This is a genomic window from Brevibacterium sp. K11IcPPYGO002 (genome assembly GCF_050920635.1).
GTDB lineage: Bacteria > Actinomycetota > Actinomycetes > Actinomycetales > Brevibacteriaceae > Brevibacterium.
Genome location: NZ_CP131929.1, coordinates 395113 through 413403 on the forward strand (window position 1 = coordinate 395113; position 18291 = coordinate 413403).

The following is an 18291-nucleotide window of genomic DNA, read 5'->3' on the forward strand; positions in this document are numbered from 1 at the left end:
CGCGGATCATCGCGCGGATTGCGCAGGGCCGCCTCGGTGAGGGCGCCGAACCCGGACTGTCGGCCGCGCGGACCGCGCAGAGCAGAGACTCAGACGACGGCGAGGGCCGCGGCCTGACGCATCGCCTCACTCATCGACTCGGTGTCGACTCTGCCGGTGCCGGCGATGTCGAAGGCGGTGCCGTGATCGACCGAGGTGCGGATGACGGGCAGTCCGACCGTGATGTTGACGCCGGCGTCGATGCCGAGCACCTTGATGGGCCCGTGCCCCTGGTCGTGGTACATCGCGACGATGAGGTCGTAGTCTCCGCGGCCGGCGAGGAAGAATGCGGTGTCGGCCGACAGCGGTCCGACCGCGTCGATGCCGTCGGCCTGCAGCTGCGTGATCGCCGGAGTGATCTTCTCCTCCTCTTCGCCGTAGCCGAAGAGGCCGTTCTCGCCGGCGTGCGGATTGATCGCGCAGACGCCGATGTGCGGTCGTTCCAGCCCGGCCCGGACGAGGGCGTCGTGGCCGCGGCGGACGGTGCGTTCGACGAGGCCGGGTTCGATCTTCGCCACGGCGTCGATGAGCCCGATGTGTGTAGTCACGTGGATGACGCGCAGCTTGGGGGACGAGAGCATCATCGAGACCTCCTCGGTCCCGGTCAGCGAGGCGAGCATCTCGGTGTGCCCGGGGTACTTGTGACCGGCGGAGTGGAGGGCCTCCTTGTTGAGCGGCGCCGTGCAGATCGCCTGCACCTCACCGGACATCGCCAGCTGCGCGGCGCGCTCGATGTAGCGGAACGCCGCATCGCCGGCGACCGGGGAGAGTTCGCCCCACGGCAGATCGGCCGGCAGCAGGGCCAAATCGATGACGTTGATGACCCCGTCGTGCTGCTCGGCCTGGGCCGGGGAGTCGACGCGGCGGATCTCGGCCTCGACGCCGAGCACCTGCGCGGCTTGCTCGAGTCGTGCGGCATCGCCGATGACGACGGGTGCGGCGACGGCGAGGACCGAAGGGTCGAGGCAGGCGGCAATGCAGATCTCGGGGCCGACCCCGGCCCCGTCGCCCATGGTCACTGCGACTGTGGGAAGCGCGTTCATTGGCTCTCCTTCGTGGTTCGCGGCGGTGGCCGCGGTGGTCGTGGTGGGCTCGCCGGAGGTCAGAGCCGCGTGGATGAGGGTGAGGGAATCGGGTCCGCCCTGACCGCCGGGCCGGGTGACGACGGCGGTGAGATCGATCCCGTCGATCGTCCTCGCCGAGGTGGCCCCGACCGTGGACAGCACGGCCCCCGGGTGGATCTCTCGGACCGTTTCGATCCGGTCCACGCCGAGGTGGTCGAGGACGGCCCTGGCGGTCTCTCCGCCGGCGGCGGCGAGGGCGACAGGTCCGAATCCGGTGAGAGCGCGGGAGGTGAGTTCGGCGAGGAATCCCGGCAGCGGCCGAGGGTCGACGGAGCTTCCCGCGTCGGTGAGACGGACGACGAGGTGGGACTCGGTCAAGGCCGCGCGGACGAGTGCGGCGGAATCGTCGAGACGGTGCGGATCGTCTGCCCATGCGGCCACCTCGGCGGCAGGGAAGTCGAGCACACGAGCGTCCGAGTGGTCACACAGGTGAGCGATCTGGGCATCGATGCGTTCCGCTGCGGTGCCGAGGAGAGTGAGGACCCGTGCAGGCGTGCGCGGAAATGATGAGGGGTCGGGTCGTTCAGCTGGGGCGTCACCAGCATCGGCCAGGGCAGATGCGTCGCTTGGCGCAGTGAGTCTGCCTCGTCGACGCTCGGCCAGGGCGCGCGCGAGTGCGGACGTGCCGACGAGGATGGCTGAGGTCGCCTCGGCGAGGGCGACGATACGGGTGAGATCCTCCATCGACTCGGCATCGGCGGTGATGAGGCGCTCGCCGCCGAAGCCGACATGCGAGGCGTCGACACCGGTTTCCGAGCCGACAGCGGCGTCGCGGCTGTCGGCGGCGTCGTTGAAGACGTCGGCGGCATCAGCGCCAGTCAGCGATCGCAGTTCGTCGAGGCCCATGTGGCGGGCAGGGACGGGGCACAGATCCGAAAGCGTCTCCGGTGCGCTGCCGTCCTCGAGGCTCCAGGCGCGAGTGCTGCTCAGACGAATTCCGTTGTCGAAGGGCACTGCGCCGACGACCGTGCGGCTCTGCTGCGGAAGCGCCGGAGCGAAGATCACGGGTCCGCTCGCGTGGTCGAGGGCCGCAGTGATCGCGGCGCAGATGTTGCCGCGCAGCAGGGAATCGACCTTGATGAGTGCGGCGCGGGACGAGCCGAAGTCACGAAGCGCAGCCGAAGTGCAGGCGCCGGCCGACTCGGCCGGCAGATAACGGCAGTCGAGATCGACGACGAGGTCCCGGGGGGCGGTGACGACCGCCTCGATGACGGATCGATCGGGTTCTGCTCCGGCGTTCGCCTCGGTGATGGTGTCATCTGAGCCGGTCGCGGAGTCTGCACTCGACGAGGTGAGCACGATCGGCGTACCCGGATCGAGTGTGGCGGCGACCTCGGCCGCGCCGCTGAGATCGTCGGCGATGACCAGGGCGCCGGATTCGCCTGCTGACATGGCACTCCTTTGCGTCCGGTCCGGCTGAACATCTCTACAGTGACATGTCTGCGCGAAATGCGCAACTTGTTGCACGATCCACGCATAAGTGGGAAGATCAGGGTATCGACGATCTGCCCCACTCAACGAGGAGACCCTTGTGACCACAGACTCGACAATCACGCTCGACGGAGTCTCCGTCCCCCTGTCCCGGCTGGTGCTCGGCACGATGATGTTCGGCGACACGGTGGCCGAAGCGGACGCGCGCGAGGTGTTCGAGGCGGCCATCGCCGCGGGTATCACCGGCATCGACACCGCCAACGGCTATGCGAAGTCGACGACCGAGGGGCTCATCTCGCCGCTGGTGAAGAAGCACCGTGATCGGATCGTGTTGGCGACGAAGGCCGGAATGCCCCATGCCGATGCCGGCGAGCACTCGCCGCTGTCGGCGAAGGGTCTGCGTGCGAGCGTCGAAGGCTCGCTGCGTCGTCTCGACGTCGACTCGATCGATCTCTTCTATCTCCACCAGCCCGACCGGGCGGCTGCCCTCGACGAGACGCTCGAGACCGTCGCCGCCCTGCGTGCCGAAGGCAAGATCGCCGCCCTGGGCATCTCGAACTTCTCCGCGTGGCAGGCCGTCGATGTCATCGCCGCGGCCGAGCGTGCCGGCGCCCCGCGACCGATGGTGGCGCAGAACGTCTACAGCGTGCTGGCTCGTCGGATCGAAGATGAATGGCTCGAATGCGGACAGGCTCACGGCATCGTGACGATGGCGTACAACCCGTTGGCCGGCGGACTGCTCGCCCGCCGTCCCTCGACCGACGGCACCGGCGATCGATTCTCCGGCTCCGTGCTCGCAGAGATGTACTCGCAGCGCTACCTCTCCGACTCCGTCCTCACTGCGGTCGAGGCCTTCGCGGCCGTGGCTGATGGCGCCGGGATCCCGCAGGCCGAGCTCGCGCTGCGCTGGGTCGCCGAGGCGCCGGGCGTCTCTGCCCTCCTGCTCGGAGCGAGCCGCGTTGCCCAGCTCGAAGCGAATATCGCGGCCATCGCGAAGGGTCCGCTGCCGGCCGATGTGCTCACCGCCGTCGACGAGGCGACCGCCGCGGTGCGCGGCTCCCAACCGAAGTACAACCGCTGAACCATCTCTGTCTCGATTCGACCAATCCTGTGAAAGGACCACCATGACCTCTCTCAACGGCATCCTCGCCGCCATCGCCACGCCCTTCGACGAGGAGGAGCGCATCGTCGAGGCGGCCCTGCGCGCACACGTGAACCGACAGCTCGACGCAGGCATCCACGGCATCTTCGCACTCGGCACCAACGGTGAGTTCTACGCCCAGACCGCAGCCGAACGCGCCGAGGCGGCCCGCATCGTCATCGACGAGGTGTCCGGTGCCGTCCCCGTCGTCATCGGCGCCGGTGCCGCGACGACGAGGGAGACCATCGCGATCGCATCCGATGCGGCTGCGGCAGGAGCCGATGCGCTGTCGATCATCACCCCGTACTTCGCTGCCGCCTCGCAGGTCGAGATCGAGAACCACTTCCGGGCTGTGGCCGATTCCGTCGACGTCCCGGTCATCGTCTACAACATCCCCGCGCGAACCGGCAACGCCGTGGCCCCGGCGACGCTCGAGAAGCTCGCAGAGGTGGAGAACATCACCGCAGTGAAGGATTCGAGCGGGAACTTCGACACGATCCTGCAGTACCTCGAGCGCACCGATCGCGAGTCCTTCGACGTCATCTCCGGCAATGACTCGCTCATTCTGTGGACCCTGCTCGCCGGCGGGGCGGGAGGGATCAGCGGGATTGCGAACATCTACCCGCAGACGATGGCGTCGATCTTCGACCTGTTCGCCGCCGGCGACACGGCGGCTGCGCGCACCGCGCAGGACAGCATCCGCCCGATCCGCAACTGCCTGGCCCTCGGCAACCCGAACACAGTGGTCAAAGCGGCCGCGAACGAGCGCGGATTCGGACTCGGCCCGGCCCGGGCGCCCTTCAACGCGCTCTCGGCGGAGGCGAAGAAGCAGGTCGCCGCGACGGTCGCCGCCGATGTGGAGCGCGGCCTGGCCTGAGGCGAGGTGGCCCGAGACGATCTGGCCGGATCTGTCTGACCTGATCCGACCGGTTCGTGGCGATTGCAATCGCCGGAATCCTTCACTCGGCAAGTTGTGGCGATTATAATCGCCACGATGGGTCAGATCGGCCCGAGTGGCGATTATGGTCGCCAGCATGACGGACACAGACGCCGAGTTCACACGCTATCTGCGCCTCGGCGGATTCCCCGGAGTGCACATGCTGCCCCTCGACGAAGCCGACGCCCGCTCGATGATCATGGACATCTACAGATCCACACTCGTGCGGGATGTGTTGGCGCGGAATCGGATCCGAGACGCCGATATGTTCGAACGCGTCGCCGCGTTCGCAATCGACAATGTCGGCAATCCGTTCTCCGCTCGACGTGTCGCTGACTTCATGAAGTCTCAGCGCCGGTCGATCGGCCATGAGACCGTGCTCAACTATCTGACGGCACTGTCCGAAGCCTTCGTGATCGCACGAGTGCCCCGGTTCGATCTGCACGGCAAGGCCGTCCTCGCGACAGATGAGAAGCATTTCGTCGGTGATCACGGCATCGTCAATGCCCTGTTCGGCTACTCGGACCAGCGTCTTTCGGGAGTGCTGGAGAACATCGTGTGGATGGAGCTGCGGCGACGCGGCTACGAGGTCACCATCGGTCGGGTCGGAACAGCCGAGGTCGATTTTGTGGCTCAGCGTGCCGACGAGGTCGTCTACATCCAGGTGGCCACGACGATCGCGACCGAGGAGACCAGGCGCCGAGAACATCGGTCGCTCGAAGCGATTGCGGACAACCATCCGAAATACCTTCTGACACTCGACCCACTTGTCGGAGGAAACGCGAACGGAATCCAACACCGCAGGATCCCCGAGTTCCTGCTCTCCGATGAGGTCTGAATCATCTCCGGGACGCACCGGAGCTGATAGCCGAGCCGGCGGAGGCGAACTGAGCTGATCGACGAGTCGGTCAGGACACAGGGAAGCGGGGCTCTTCGCCTTGCAGCACGCGGACGACGTCCTCGACTGCCCAGGTTCCCATGTTCGCGTTGGCAACATCGGAATAGGCGCCGATGTGCGGGGTGGCGATGAGGTTCGGTACGGCGAGCAGCGGGTCGTCCGATGCCGGCGGCTCGGTCGCGAAGGCGTCGAGCGCGGCGAAGGAGAGGCGGCCCGATTCGAGCGCCGCGGCCAGTGCGGCCTCGTCGACGAGGCCGCCGCGGGCGGCATTGATCAGCCCCGCACCGTCGGGCATTGTGGCGAGGAGTTCGGCCGATAGCAGCGGCTCCTCTCCACCGGGGAGGTGGAGGGTGAGGAAATCGGACCCGGCGACCACCTCGGCGAGGGTCTGGGGCGTGGCCCCTGCCTCGGTGATCGCCTCGTCGGGGACGAATGGGTCGTACGCGGCGATACTCAGGCCGAACCCTGACGCGCGCTTGGCGACCTCCCGACCGATGCGACCGAAGCCGAGGATGCCGAGGCGCTTGCCGCTCAGCTGTGAACCGAAGAACACGCCCCACTCACCGCCACGCAGCGAATCCTCGGCCGCTCGGATCCGGCGGGCGCCCATGAGGAGGAGCCCGAGGGTGAGGTCGGCGACGGATTCGGCATTCGCTCCGGGGGTGTTGACGACCCGAACCCCAGCGGAAGCAGCGGCGACCAGATCGATGTTGTCGACTCCGGCACCATGCTTGGCCACGACCTTGAGGCCGGGACAGGCGGCGAGCACCTCGGCGTCGATCCGATCGAGACCGACGAGGACCGCCTCGGCGTCGGAGATCGCCTCGATGAGGTCCTGGCCATTTTTGGGATGGTTTTCGGTTCGGTCGATGATGTCGAGACCGAGCTCAGCTGCGCGAGCGCGCGGGGTGCTCGAATATTTGCCGAAGGACGGGGTGAGGACGGTGAGGCGCATCAGGCTCCGATCTCGATTCCGAAGGTCTTGAACACGGTGTAGATGCCCAGCAGGCCGATCGCCAGGGAGGCGAAGACGAGCATCACCGTGAAGAAGTGGTTGGACTTGAACTCGGCCGGCACCTCTCGGGAGCGAAGGTACCAGACGGCGATGACGACGGCGACGAGGAAGATGCCGCTGGCCACCCCGCCGATCTGGACCATGATCACCGGGGACTGGATGATGAGGTAGCTCAACGCCCAGATGATCGGGAAGATCACGGTGAGCACACGGATGATGCGAGTTCGGGTGCGCATGTTCTCCCAGTCGAAGACGCCGAGGATGGACACGGTGTTCGTCCACAGGCGGGGAACGCTCGCGGTCGAGGCGATGAAGGTCGAGAAGAGGACGGCGAAGGCGCCGATGAGGAAGATCCAGTGTCCGGCCTCGCCCATCGTCGAGGAGTACATCGACGACAGGGTGGTGATCATGTCGTTGCCCTCGGGAACGAGGTTCTGTGGATGGAGGATGGCCGCGCCGATGACGTAGAAGGACATCGTGCACACGGTCGAGACGATCCAGGACACGAGCACATCGGTGCGCATGACCGAGATCCAGCCGCGGGCGCGGCGGGCACGTTCCGCGGTGCCGTCGTTCGGGCCGGTGTAGCGGGCGTAGCCTTTCTCCAGGCACCAGTAGGTGTAGGTCGTCATCTCGTCGGCGCCGACTCCGGTGATGCCGAACATCGCCACCGCGAAGCCGAGCGTGCCGGCCGGAACGGCGAAGGTGAGTCCGCTCATGACGTCCGCCGAAGTATAGGCGAAGTCGGTGAAGGGCAGCGAGATCGCCAGCCCGACAGTGGAGACGGTGAAGATGATGACCGCGCCGACGGAGAACTTCTCGACGATGCTGTAGCGGTTCGTCACGAGCAGGGCGATGACGACCGCGAGCGACACGACGGTCCAGAACACGAGCGACGGGGTGGACAGCGGTTCGCCGAAGACGGGCACCATGATGCTCAGCGCCGCGACGGCACCGCCGATGATGCCGCCTCGCTGGAGGACCTTCGCGAAGTCCATGAGGATCCACAGCAGGTTGATCCACCCGGCCCGGCCGATGAGGCGGGGGCCGACGTGGCCGTAGCCTTCGAGCGCGGGCTTGCCGGCCAGGATCGTCCACTGGGCGAGTTCGAGCTGGACCCAGACCTTGACCGCGGTGGAGATGATGACGAGCCAGAGCAGGACGAATCCGGCCTTGGCACCGAGCGCAGTCGTCGTGATGAGCTCTCCGGAGCCGATGACCGCTGCCGAGATGACGAGACCGGGGCCGAGGTACTTGAGTTTGCCCGCAAAGGTCGTGGGCGGTTCGAGCACGTCCTTGGGGTCGAGATGGTAGGGGTCGACAGCGGTGACGGCGCCCGTGCGGTCGTCCCGGTCGATGTTCTGCGCGGTCGTACTCGGCTTCCTTGCACGAAGGTGGATCTGTTCAGTGATCGTGCCTGCGGCCCGGGGCACATCGGTGCGCGACGGCCCCGTTGGCGCGGCTCCTGCAAGTGTGCCACCGAATGCGTGATATGCGCAACACGTGTGCATGAAATGCGCAGATCTAAGGAGTCTGGCGACGATTTAATGCTCGTTGTGAGCGAGACACGGCGAAGGCCGCCGGTCGACAGCACTGAGTGCTGCCGACCGGCGGCCGTTGGGGGAGCGGAACCACCCTGCCGAGGTCAGCTGCCCGGTTAGGTCAGCGCCGCCTCGGTGAGGGTGGGGCTCACTTGCGCTCGAGTTCCTCGAGGCTGGGGTAGATCGTCTCCGTCGGGGCGACTCCGTGCTTGCGGATGAGCGCGTAGTAGAGGACGAAGGTGACGATGATGCCCACGAGCCACGAGATGTCCGCTCCGCCGAGCTTCGCGACGAGTGGGCCGGTGTAGAAGGACTGGGCGAGGAAGGGAATCTGCACGACGACGCCGATCCCGTAGGCGGCCAGCGCACGCCAGTTCCAATTGCCGTAGCGACCGTGCCGGTCGTAGAAGGCGGGGATGTCGAAGCGGTCCTTCGAGATGAGGTAGTAGTCAGTGAGGTTGATGACGCTCCACGGGGTGAAGACCATGAGCAGGGCGAGGACGAAGTTCTTGAAGTTCGCGAGGAAGTCCGCCGAGGCCAGCAGGGCCACGAGCACGGTGAGAGTGACGATGCCGATGACGAAGACCGCGCGGGTCCAGCGGCGGATGGTCGCCTTGTTGCTGAACGAGGTGAGGATCGTCAGTGTGCACATGAACGCGCCGTAGGCGTTGAGGGTGTTGACCGTGAGCTTGCCCAGCAGGATGACGATGAAGATGAGCAGGGCGAACACGCCCCCGCCGACGATGTCGCCGACATAGGCGACCTGGTTCTCGACGAATTCGTTGCCGGACTCGGTCATGGCGGCCGCACCGATGAGCGCGCCCAGGGTCATCGACCACTGCGAACCGATGACCGATCCGCCGAAGGTGAACCAGAAGGTCTTCGACGACGGGGTCGAGCGCGGGAGGTACCGCGAATAGTCGGCGACATACGGTCCGTAGGTCAGCTGCCAGCCCACGGACAGGGCGATGGCGGAGAGGAAGGCGGGGAAGGCGAACGACGAACCCGAGATCAGTCCGGGGACGTCGACCTGTGTGAGCACGCAGTACGTGATGAAGAGGAACCCGAGCAGGCCCGTCACCGAGGAGATCCGACCGAGCACGTGGATGTACTTGTATCCCAGCAGGGCCACGAGCGCCGTGAGTGCACCGAAGATGACGATGCCGACCCATGGGGTCTGAACGCCGATGATAAGGTTGACGGCCTGGCCGGACAGCACCGCGCCGGTCGAGGCGAAGCCGATGTACATGAGCACGACGAGCACGAGCGGGATGATCGCGCCGATGATTCCGAACTGCGCACGCGAGGAGATCATCTGCGGCAGACCCAGCTGCGGACCCTGCGCCGAGTGCAGTGCCATGACGATGCCGCCGATGATGTTGCCGATGAGCAAGCCGATGATGGCCCACAGTGCATCGGCGCCGAAGACGACGGCCAGCGCTCCGTCGACGATGGCGGTGATCTGAGTGTTGGCACCGAACCACAGTGTGAACTGGGAACGCGGCGTTCCGTGACGCTCGGCGTCAGGTACCATCTCGATGGACCGCTTCTCGACCCCCGAATTGGTCGTACTCGCCATGTTTCTCTCCTTTGAACTGATGGACCTGGTTCAGTGTGGCACCGCCGGTTCGCATCCCACGAGATCCGAGTCACAGGTTTCGTCCGAGATATCGGAAAATCTCGCCGAGGCGGCCCTCGCCTCCCGTGGGATCGACGAGTTCCGGACGATGCGTGCGGGTTTTCGCCTCCAAGTTCCGCACAGATCGACCGGAACTCGGACGACGTGCACTCAAGCGACGTGCACTGAAGCGACGTGCACTCAAGCGACGTGCCGATCGTAGACCTGGACAAATTTCGGCGCTGTTTCGCGCCCGGCCTCCCGGACACCGGCGCCTAAGTTCCGTGCCGGCAGCTACTTCGCCAGGGAGCGCGCGATGATCGTGCGTTGGATCTCCGAGGAGCCTTCATAGATCCGGTAGATCCGGGCATCGCGAACATAGCGCTCCAGGGGGAAGTCACGGGTGAAGCCGTAACCGCCGTGGATCTGCAGGGCCTCGTCGGCGATGAAGGCGGCCGCCTCGGAGGCAGCGAGCTTCGCAGTCGCCGAGGACCGGGTGAAGTCGACCCCGGCATCGCGCTGTTCGGCGGCGTCCATCGTCAGCAGCCAAGCCGAGCGGTACTTCGTGTACATGTCCGCGAGCTTGAACGCGATGCCCTGGAGGCGGCCCAGCGGCTTCCCGCTGATCCTGCGCTCGCCCGCCCATTCCACGGCGGCGTCGAGTGCTGCCTTGCCGATTCCCAGACTCATCGAGGCGACCTCGATGCGTCCGCGGTCGAGCACCCGCATGGCCGTGGTGAAGCCTTCGCCTGCGTTCCCGAGGAGGGCATCCTCGGGGACGACGGTGTCGATGACGAACTCATAGACCGGGCTGCCGCGCAGACCCATCGTCTTCTCCGGGGGATTGAAATCCAACCCCGCCGAGGCGGCCGCGGTGTCGACGATGAATGCGCTGATTCCCTTGTGGCCGGCATCGACGTCGGTCTTCGCGTAGACGATGATGAAGTCCGCGAAACCGGCGTTCGTGATGAAGCATTTCGTGCCCTTGATGTGCCAGCCGCCGTCGACGCGCGTGGCCTTCGTCGACATCTCCGCCGGGTTCGACCCGGCGCCGGGTTCGGTGAGACCGAAGGAACCGATGACCTCGCCGGCGGCGGCCCGCGGCAGCCACGCTTCGCGCTGCGCGTCGGTGCCGCCGAGCAGGATCGAATCGGTGGCGAGGAACTGCGCGGTGACGATCGACGCCGTCGAGGCGCACGCCTCGGTGATGGCGGCGACCATCTGGCTCATCGCCACCGATCCGACTCCGGGCCCGCCGAACTTCTCGGGCAGATTGAGCCCCATGACCCCCACCTCGGCGAGGGTCTTCAGCGTTTCGTCGGAGACACGCTCGTTCGCATCGGCGGCCGCGGCATGAGGGGCGAGGACGTCCGTGCTGATCTGGGCGACGGCGTCGACGAATTCCTGTTCATCGGCGGTGATGTCGAAGGCCATGAGAGTGCTCCTTGATGGTGTCGTGGATGTGGTCTGAAGCTGAAGGGATCGCCGAGGGTGGGCCGGTCGTGGGGTGAGGAGGACGCGCTCGCCGAGGCAGGGCCGGTCGTGGGATGGGCCGATTCCCTCTGCCCGGGGCTCAGCTGGTCGGTTCCGTCAGGTCCGCCGTTTCCGCCTCGGCGAAGTCGGCATTGTGCTCGCCGAGGTGAGGTGCCGGAAGCGTCGACGCTGGGCGGGTGCCGTCGACGAGGAGCGGATGGCCGAGATAGGCGTGACCGGTGCGCGGATCGGCGGCAGTGAGTCCGCGACCATTGCCGATGGGGCCGGTGACCGCCTCGGCGAAATCGAGGACGGGGGAGTTCGGGACTCCGGCGGCATCGAAGATCTCACACAGCTCGGTCACGGTGCGCCCGCTGGTGAACTCTTCGATCTCGATGCGCAGAGCCTCGTCGTTGTCCGATCGATGGCCGTCGGTGGCGAAGCGCGGGTCGGCGGCGAGCTCCGGCTTGCCGAGCGTGGCGGCGAGAGTGCCGAAGAGGCGGTCGTTGGCCACGGCGATGACGACGAGTCCGTCGGCGGCGCGGTAGGTGTCGAAGGGGGCGGAGACGGGGTGGCGGTTGCCGACCCGCGACGGAGAGGAGCCAGCTGAGTGGAGGGAAGCATTCGTCGGCTGCATGGCGAGCATGACATCGAGCATCGGAATGTCGATGTGGGCTCCCTCGCCGGTGGTCTGACGGTGGAAGAGCGCCGAGGAGATGCCGAAGGCCGCGAAGACTCCGGCGGAGACGTCGGCGATCGATTCGCCGACTCGGGTGGGAGAACCCTCGGCGAAGCCGGTCGAGGCCATGAGTCCGCTCAGCGCCTGGATGACCGTGTCATAGGCAGGTCGTCCCGCCTGACTGCCGGCCTGGCCGAAGCCGGAGATCGAGGCATAGACGAGATCGGGTCTGACGGCCTTGAGGTCCTCGTAGGACAGGCCGAGCTTCGCGGCGACGCCGGGGCGGAAGTTCTCGACGACGACGTCGCATTCGGCGATGAGTTCGAGCAGTCGTGCGTGGTCGTCGGGGTCCTTGAGGTCGGCCTCGATCGAGCGCTTTCCGCGGTTGAGGCCGGTGAAGTAGGTCGACCCGAATTCGGTGAAGGGTCCGAGATGTCGGGAATCGTCGCCGTGGCCGGGCATTTCGATCTTGATGACTTCGGCGCCCTGATCGGCGAGCATCGCCGTGGCGTAGGGACCGGCGAGGACACGGGAGAAATCGGCGACCCGGACACCGGTCAGCAGCTGCTTCGTTGCGTTCATGATTCTCATCCTCGGCGGTGACCAGGGCGAAGACAACGGGGCTGATGAGGATTTCGTCCGAAGTGTCGGATGGATTCGTCCAGGGATTTTTCCCTCCCCCTCTCATCGGCAGGGGGAAGTGCCATGATGATGGGTATGGCTGGCACTGCGAAGATGAATGAACTCGGAAACTTCCTCAAGACCTGTCGCGGGGAGATCTCTCCGGGGGAGGCTGGATTGGCCGGAGGGGTCGGACACCGTCGCGTCGCGGGGCTTCGACGCGAGGAAGTCGCCCAGCTCGCCTCGATCAGCACCGACTACTACACGCGGATCGAGCAGGGAAGGATCAGAGCCTCAGCTCCCGTCCTCGGCGTATTGGCCGACGTGCTCAAGATGGATGAGGACCAGCGGAGCTACCTCTTCAGCCTCGCCGACAAGCCCGCGACCAGATCGCCTCGGCGAGGCGCTCAGAAGGTCGTGCCCCAGCTGCAGCGTGTACTCGAGGACCTGACAACGACTCCGGCGATCGTCATGGGCAGGCGCATGGACATCCTCGCGTGGAACGACCTCGCCGCGGCGATGATGATCGACTTCGGGGCGATCCCTGCGGCCCAGCGCAACTACGTCCGGATTCTCTTCACCCACCCGACGATGAGGTCGCTCTACGCCGACTGGGACACGGCAGCGCAGACCGCGGTTGCGCAGCTGCGCATGGAGGCCGCGAAATACCCTGACGATCCGAAGCTGACGTCTCTTGTCGGCGAGCTCTCCGTTCAGGATCACCTATTCGCCGAATGGTGGGCCGGGCGCACGGTGAAGAGCCTGACAACGGGTACGAAGACGCTTCGCCATCCGACCGCGGGCGAACTCGTCCTCGACTGGGACACGCTCGTCGAGGCCCATGACTCCGAACAGTCGCTCGTCGTCTGGACTGCTGCCGCGGACAGTCCCACCGGAGAAGCTCTGCGTTTCCTTGCCGCATGGTCGACCGAGCGGCAAGAGTCCGCCGGCGTCCCTGCTGAGGGGGATAAAGGCATCCCAGGATGATTTCTGCCTCTGGTGCTTCAGCTCAACGGAGACGAGGATGGATTCCGAAAGAACCCATCGGCACGAGGAGAAGAGATCATGACCGACCCGCAATTCGACCAGATGTTCCCCACCGGAGAGGCCAACGACGCCTTCGCGCAGTACTTCATCGGCCAGAGCTACCTCGCCCCGCTCGCCGGCGGCAGCGTTCCGGTGAGCAATGTGACCTTCGAACCGGCCTGCCGCAACAACTGGCACATCCATCATGGGAAGAACGGCGGCGGCGACCAGATCCTCATGTGCACCGCCGGAACAGGCTGGTACCAGGCCGAAGGCGAAGCTCCGGTGCGCATGGAGCCGGGCACCACTGTCCGCGTGCCCGCCGGGACGAAGCACTGGCACGGAGCCGCAGCGGACTCCTGGTTCAGCCACCTCGCGTTCATCACCCCCGGTGACGACGTCAGCAACGAATGGCTCGAACCGGTCGACGACGACACCTACAACACGATCAACGGAAAGTGAGATCAGGGATGACGATCTTCACTGACACACTGACACTGTCCAACGAGGTGACCATCCCTCAGCTCGGGCTGGGCACCTGGTTCATCGAGGACGACAAAGCCGCTCAGGCCGTGCGAGATGCGATCGAGATCGGCTACCGCAATATCGACACCGCTCAGGCGTACGGAAACGAACGCGGTGTCGGCGAAGGGGTCCGCACCAGCGGCGTCCCTCGCGAGGACCTGTTCGTCTCGACGAAACTCGCCGCAGAGATCAAGGACTATGACACGGCGGTCGCTGCGATCGACGAGTCGCTGAACACGATGGGCCTCGACTACCTCGATCTCATGCTCATCCACGCCCCGCAGCCGTGGGACGATTTCCGCGGCGGTGACTATGGCGAGGGCAACCGACAGGCCTGGAAGGCACTCGAAGAGGCCTACCAGTCGGGCAGGCTGCGGGCGATCGGCGTCTCGAACTTCCTCGAAGGCGACCTGGCCGCAATCACCGAGAGCGCCACAGTGACTCCTCACGTCAATCAGGTTCTTGCTCACATCGGCAACACGCCTGCGGACCTCATCGCCCATTGCCAGAGCAAGGGCATCCTCGTCGAGGCCTATTCTCCGATCGCCCACGGAAAGATGCTCGAGAACCGCGACGTCGCCGCCGTGGCCGAAAAGTACGGAGTGAGCGTTCCGCAGCTGTGCATCCGCTACACCCTGCAGCTGGGGGCAGTCTCTCTGCCGAAGACTGCGAATCCCGATCACATGCGAACGAATGCAGACGTCGACTTCGTCATCTCCGACGACGACATGAGCACACTGCGCGGTCTCGAGCAGAGCGACTACGGCGAGTTCGCCGCCTTCCCCGTCTACAGCGGCAAGTGACCGGACAGCATGCGCACACCATGACAGAGAACTCAGAGAACGGAGGATCCGGGATGAGCGAGAGCACGGAAGAGTCGGCAACAGGGTGGACCGGAGGACAGCGAGCATTCGGGGACTTCGCCCCGGGCCTGGTCCACTACACGGACCGAGTCCTCTTCGACGAGGTCTGGGAACGCGAAGGCCTGAGCAAACGCGATCGCAGCATGATCACCGTCGCAGCCCTCGTGGCGACCGGGAAGATGGAGCAGCTGGCCTTCCACCTCGACTTCGCTCGGCAGAACGGATGCACCGAGGATGAGCTCAAGGAAGCGATCACTCAGTTGGCCTTCTACGCCGGCTGGCCCAACGGGATGGGAGCGATGTCGGTCGCGAAGCAGGTCTTCACCGACGATTGAGGAGGAAAACCATGAACGAATGGTCAACAGAGATCAGTGAGGCGATCGGAGACAACGACGATTTCCACATAGCCGTCTACCACGCCGACGGACACACGACCGGAACCCTGACCTGGATCTGGTCGGTCGTCGTCGACGGCCGGGTCTTCGTCCGTGCCTACAACGGCACCGACGGCAAGTGGTACCGGTCGGCGCTGGAGCAGCGGTTCGGCAGGATCAGCGCGGCCGGACAGGAGTACGAGGTCGAATTCGAGCCGATCGACGATGCCGAGCTGGGCGCCCGCATCGACTCCGCCTACGAGGCGAAGTACGCGGGCAGCCCCTACCTTCCCCCGATGGTGGCCGCCGGCCCGAAGGCGGCGACGGTCGAGGTCGCTCCGCGCGATTGATGCCCCGCCCAGCGGATAGGTGCCGGCTTCTGGATGGTGATTGCGGCGGACCGCTGATCGTGGCCCGCCGCAGGAGAGTGAGAGTTCCGGACGATCCGTGCGGGAAATGGGTGTCTGTTCCCGCACGGATCGTCCGGAACTCGGGGCTGGCGGGTCGGATCGTCTGGTGAAGAACTCAGGCGACGCGTTCGAAGACGGCGGCCATGCCCTGGCCCCCGCCGATGCACATGGTCTCGAGGCCGTAGCGCGATTCGCGGCGATCCATCTCGCGCAGCAGGGTGGCGAGGATGCGCCCACCGGTCGCGCCGACCGGGTGGCCCAGTGAGATGCCCGAGCCGTTGACGTTGAGACGCTCGGCGAAGTCGGACTCCGTGAGCTTCCACTCGGTCGTGCAGGCGAGCACCTGCGCCGCGAATGCCTCGTTGAGTTCGATGAGGTCGATATCGCCGAGTTCGAGCCCGGCCCGTTCCAGGGCCTTGGCCGTCGCGGGCACCGGACCGATGCCCATCGTCTTCGGCGGCACTCCAGCCACGGCCCAGCTGCGCATACGGGCGAAGACCCGCAGGCCCAGCTCGGCGGCCTTGGCGGCGGTGGTGACGATGCACAGCGCGGCGCCGTCGTTCTGGCCCGAGGCATTGCCGGCCGTCACCGTGGCCTCAGCGTCGGACTTCCCGAGCATCGGCTTGAGCTTTGCGAGCTTGTCCACCGTCGATCCGGGACGGATGTGCTCATCGGTCGTGATGACCTGTTCGGGGGTCTTCCTGGTGGCCGGCAGCGTGATCGGCACGATCTCGTCGGCGAACCTCCCCTCTTCCGTCGCCGTGGCGGCCCGACGGTGCGATTCCACCGCGTAGGCGTCCTGGTCCTCCCGTGAGATCTTGTACTCCCGACGCAGGTTCTCTGCGGTTTCGATCATTCCGCCGGGCACAGGGTAGTCTTCGCCGCCGGCGGTGAGGCGGCCGCGGACGAGACCGTCCTTGAGCTCGATGTTGCCGCCCTTGACACCCCAGCGGATCTCCTCGTTGAAGAACGGTGCACGGCTCATCGACTCGACGCCGCCGGCGACGACGAGGTCGGCGAAGCCGGCCGAGATCATCGCGTGGGCATCGGCGATCGCCTGCAGGCCGGAGCCGCAGCGGCGGTCGACCTGGCGGCCGGGAACGGTGATCGGCAGTCCCGCATTGAGGGCGACGACGCGGCCGATCGCCGGAGTCTCCATGTGCGGATAGCAGTTGCCGAGGACGACATCCTCAATGGTCTCTCCCGGCAGGTCGGTCTTCTCCAGCAGTGCTGTCAGGACCTGTCGGCCGAGCTCCTCATGCGGAACGTTCTTGAACTGTCCGCCGAATCCGCCCACAGGGGAGCGGAGAGGTTCGCAGATGACGATGTCTTCGGACACAGAGTCTCCCTTTGAGTTGCTGTCGAGCCGTCCGACTGCGGCAGCCGCGGCACCGACACAATCGGCATCACTGCCGATCCTGATATCAATACGTTCTGATTTATGAACATATCCGAATGGATTGAGGCTGACAAGGGGCGTCTCAATGAATGGTCGGCCGGCCCTGCGGCGCGGAGGCCCTTGAGCGCGATCGTTTCGGCGCGAACGACGGGTTCAGCGTGGCTCAGCCGGCGAATTTGAGGACTCGGCCGGCGATGCGCCTGGCTCAGCGGACGGTCGGCAGGACCGCCTCGGCGACATCGAGGACCGTGTTCAGGGCTGCGTCCTGCTGGTCGAGGCGGTACGCGAGGTGCAGCTGGGTGGCCTCATTCGGCAGGTCGAGCGGCACTGCGGAGACCCGCGAATCGTAGCCGGCGGCGACGGAGTCGAACGTGATCGTCACGCCCATCCCGGCAGCCACAAGCGCGGAGATCGACTGCGAGTCGGGGGCCTCCTGCACCGTGTGCGGGCTGAATCCGGCATCGAGGCACAGGCGCATGGCGGTTTCGCGCAGGTTCGAATTCGGCCGCGCGGGCAGGAGCACGAAGGGTTCGTCGGCGAGCTCTGCGACGGTGATCTTCTTCCGACCCGCCAGGCGGTGGGTGCTCGGCATCGCGACGCATGGGCGCTCGATGGCCACGGGGCGGCCGGCGATGAGCGGGGGCCGCCGGCGCCAGCGAACCAGGGCGAGGTCGAGAGTGCCGTCCATGATCCTCTCGAGGCCTTCGTCGGCATAGACCGTCGACTCGAGGTGGAAGGTGATGCCCGGATTGCGATCGTGTGAGGCCGCCACGAGGGTGGCGGCGAGGTCGCGGGACGAGGGGTGTGAATAGCCGAAGCGAACGCGTCCGACCTCACCGCTGGAGGAGCGGTGGACGGATTCGATGGCGGCCTGCTGGGTGGCGAGCATGTGCTTGGCCGGTTCGAGCAGCGCCTCACCGGCGGGGGAGAGGCTGACCGAGCGGGTCGTGCGTTGGAACAGTGAGGCGCCGAGCTCGGTCTCCAGGGAGCGGATGGTGCGGCTCAGCGGAGGCTGAGCCATGCCGAGGCGTTCGGCGGCGCGGCCGAAGTGGAGTTCCTCGGCGACGGCGACGAAGGCTCGGATCTGCTGCAGCTCCACAATGGTCTCCTGTATCAGGCGGTCCGGGCGAATGTCTTAATTATTGCATGATTAGGCAATAATCACAGAGTTGTTTTG

The 18291-nt window shown here is 66.0% G+C and carries 16 protein-coding genes; 8 read left to right on the forward strand and 8 right to left on the reverse strand.

Annotation, left to right across the window (positions count from 1 at the left end; all coding sequences use genetic code 11):
* Window positions 1-89: 89 nt before the first annotated feature.
* Window positions 90-2555 (reverse strand): 4-hydroxythreonine-4-phosphate dehydrogenase PdxA, encoded by a 2466-nt coding sequence (gene pdxA / locus QYM46_RS01835; protein ID WP_432790568.1) that lies wholly within the window; start codon window positions 2553-2555, stop codon window positions 90-92.
* 139 nt (window positions 2556-2694) lie between these two features.
* Here pdxA and QYM46_RS01840 point away from each other — a divergent pair, with 139 nt between their 5' ends.
* The 3 genes from QYM46_RS01840 (at window position 2695) to QYM46_RS01850 (ending at window position 5510) form a co-directional block, all read left to right on the forward strand.
* A complete protein-coding gene (locus tag QYM46_RS01840) occupies window positions 2695-3675 on the forward strand; it encodes an aldo/keto reductase (RefSeq protein ID WP_432790569.1) in 981 nt (326 codons plus the stop codon).
* 43 nt (window positions 3676-3718) lie between these two features.
* Complete coding sequence (locus QYM46_RS01845) at window positions 3719-4612, forward strand: dihydrodipicolinate synthase family protein (protein ID WP_432790571.1); 894 nt, start codon at window positions 3719-3721, stop codon at window positions 4610-4612.
* Between the two features lie 157 nt (window positions 4613-4769).
* Window positions 4770-5510 (forward strand): ATP-binding protein, encoded by a 741-nt coding sequence (locus QYM46_RS01850; RefSeq protein ID WP_432790572.1) that lies wholly within the window; start codon window positions 4770-4772, stop codon window positions 5508-5510.
* 70 nt (window positions 5511-5580) lie between these two features.
* Here the strand turns inward: QYM46_RS01850 and QYM46_RS01855 are convergent, their stop codons facing one another.
* The 5 genes from QYM46_RS01855 to QYM46_RS01875 all read right to left on the reverse strand — a co-directional run bounded on the left by QYM46_RS01855 (window position 5581) and on the right by QYM46_RS01875 (window position 12478).
* Window positions 5581-6525 (reverse strand): phosphoglycerate dehydrogenase, encoded by a 945-nt coding sequence (locus QYM46_RS01855; protein ID WP_432790573.1) that lies wholly within the window; start codon window positions 6523-6525, stop codon window positions 5581-5583.
* Entirely contained in the window at window positions 6525-8018 is a 1494-nt protein-coding gene (locus tag QYM46_RS01860) for an Nramp family divalent metal transporter (protein WP_432790575.1), read from the reverse strand. Before QYM46_RS01860 ends, QYM46_RS01855 begins: the two co-directional genes overlap by 1 nt.
* Window positions 8019-8274: 256 nt before the next feature.
* Window positions 8275-9705 (reverse strand): purine-cytosine permease family protein, encoded by a 1431-nt coding sequence (locus QYM46_RS01865; RefSeq protein WP_432790576.1) that lies wholly within the window; start codon window positions 9703-9705, stop codon window positions 8275-8277.
* A 333-nt stretch (window positions 9706-10038) separates the two neighbouring features.
* Complete coding sequence (locus tag QYM46_RS01870; RefSeq protein WP_432790577.1) at window positions 10039-11178, reverse strand: acyl-CoA dehydrogenase family protein; 1140 nt, start codon at window positions 11176-11178, stop codon at window positions 10039-10041.
* Between the two features lie 139 nt (window positions 11179-11317).
* Window positions 11318-12478, reverse strand: coding sequence for a CaiB/BaiF CoA transferase family protein (locus tag QYM46_RS01875; RefSeq protein WP_432790579.1), 1161 nt, complete (start codon window positions 12476-12478; stop codon window positions 11318-11320).
* A 135-nt stretch (window positions 12479-12613) separates the two neighbouring features.
* Between QYM46_RS01875 and QYM46_RS01880 the strand changes: the two genes are divergently transcribed.
* From QYM46_RS01880 to QYM46_RS01900, 5 genes are all read left to right on the forward strand, one after another.
* Window positions 12614-13504 carry a helix-turn-helix domain-containing protein gene (locus tag QYM46_RS01880; RefSeq protein ID WP_432790580.1) on the forward strand — a complete coding sequence of 297 codons (891 nt, stop codon included), beginning with the start codon at window positions 12614-12616 and terminating at the stop codon, window positions 13502-13504.
* Window positions 13505-13582: 78 nt separating this feature from the next.
* Complete coding sequence (locus QYM46_RS01885; RefSeq protein ID WP_432790581.1) at window positions 13583-14005, forward strand: cupin domain-containing protein; 423 nt, start codon at window positions 13583-13585, stop codon at window positions 14003-14005.
* A gap of 8 nt (window positions 14006-14013) precedes the next feature.
* On the forward strand, window positions 14014-14871 hold the full coding sequence (locus tag QYM46_RS01890; protein ID WP_432790582.1) for an aldo/keto reductase: 858 nt from the start codon (window positions 14014-14016) through the stop codon (window positions 14869-14871).
* A 53-nt stretch (window positions 14872-14924) separates the two neighbouring features.
* Entirely contained in the window at window positions 14925-15266 is a 342-nt protein-coding gene (locus QYM46_RS01895; protein ID WP_169251112.1) for a carboxymuconolactone decarboxylase family protein, read from the forward strand.
* An 11-nt stretch (window positions 15267-15277) separates the two neighbouring features.
* Complete coding sequence (locus tag QYM46_RS01900) at window positions 15278-15655, forward strand: DUF2255 family protein (protein ID WP_169251113.1); 378 nt, start codon at window positions 15278-15280, stop codon at window positions 15653-15655.
* A 175-nt stretch (window positions 15656-15830) separates the two neighbouring features.
* On the opposite strand, the gene QYM46_RS01905 is transcribed toward QYM46_RS01900, so the two are convergent.
* Window positions 15831-17054, reverse strand: a complete 1224-nt coding sequence (locus QYM46_RS01905) for an acetyl-CoA C-acetyltransferase (RefSeq protein WP_432790583.1) — start codon at window positions 17052-17054, stop codon at window positions 15831-15833.
* Between the two features lie 265 nt (window positions 17055-17319).
* Window positions 17320-18213, reverse strand: a complete 894-nt coding sequence (locus tag QYM46_RS01910; RefSeq protein ID WP_432790584.1) for a LysR family transcriptional regulator — start codon at window positions 18211-18213, stop codon at window positions 17320-17322.
* Window positions 18214-18291: the final 78 nt, after the last annotated feature.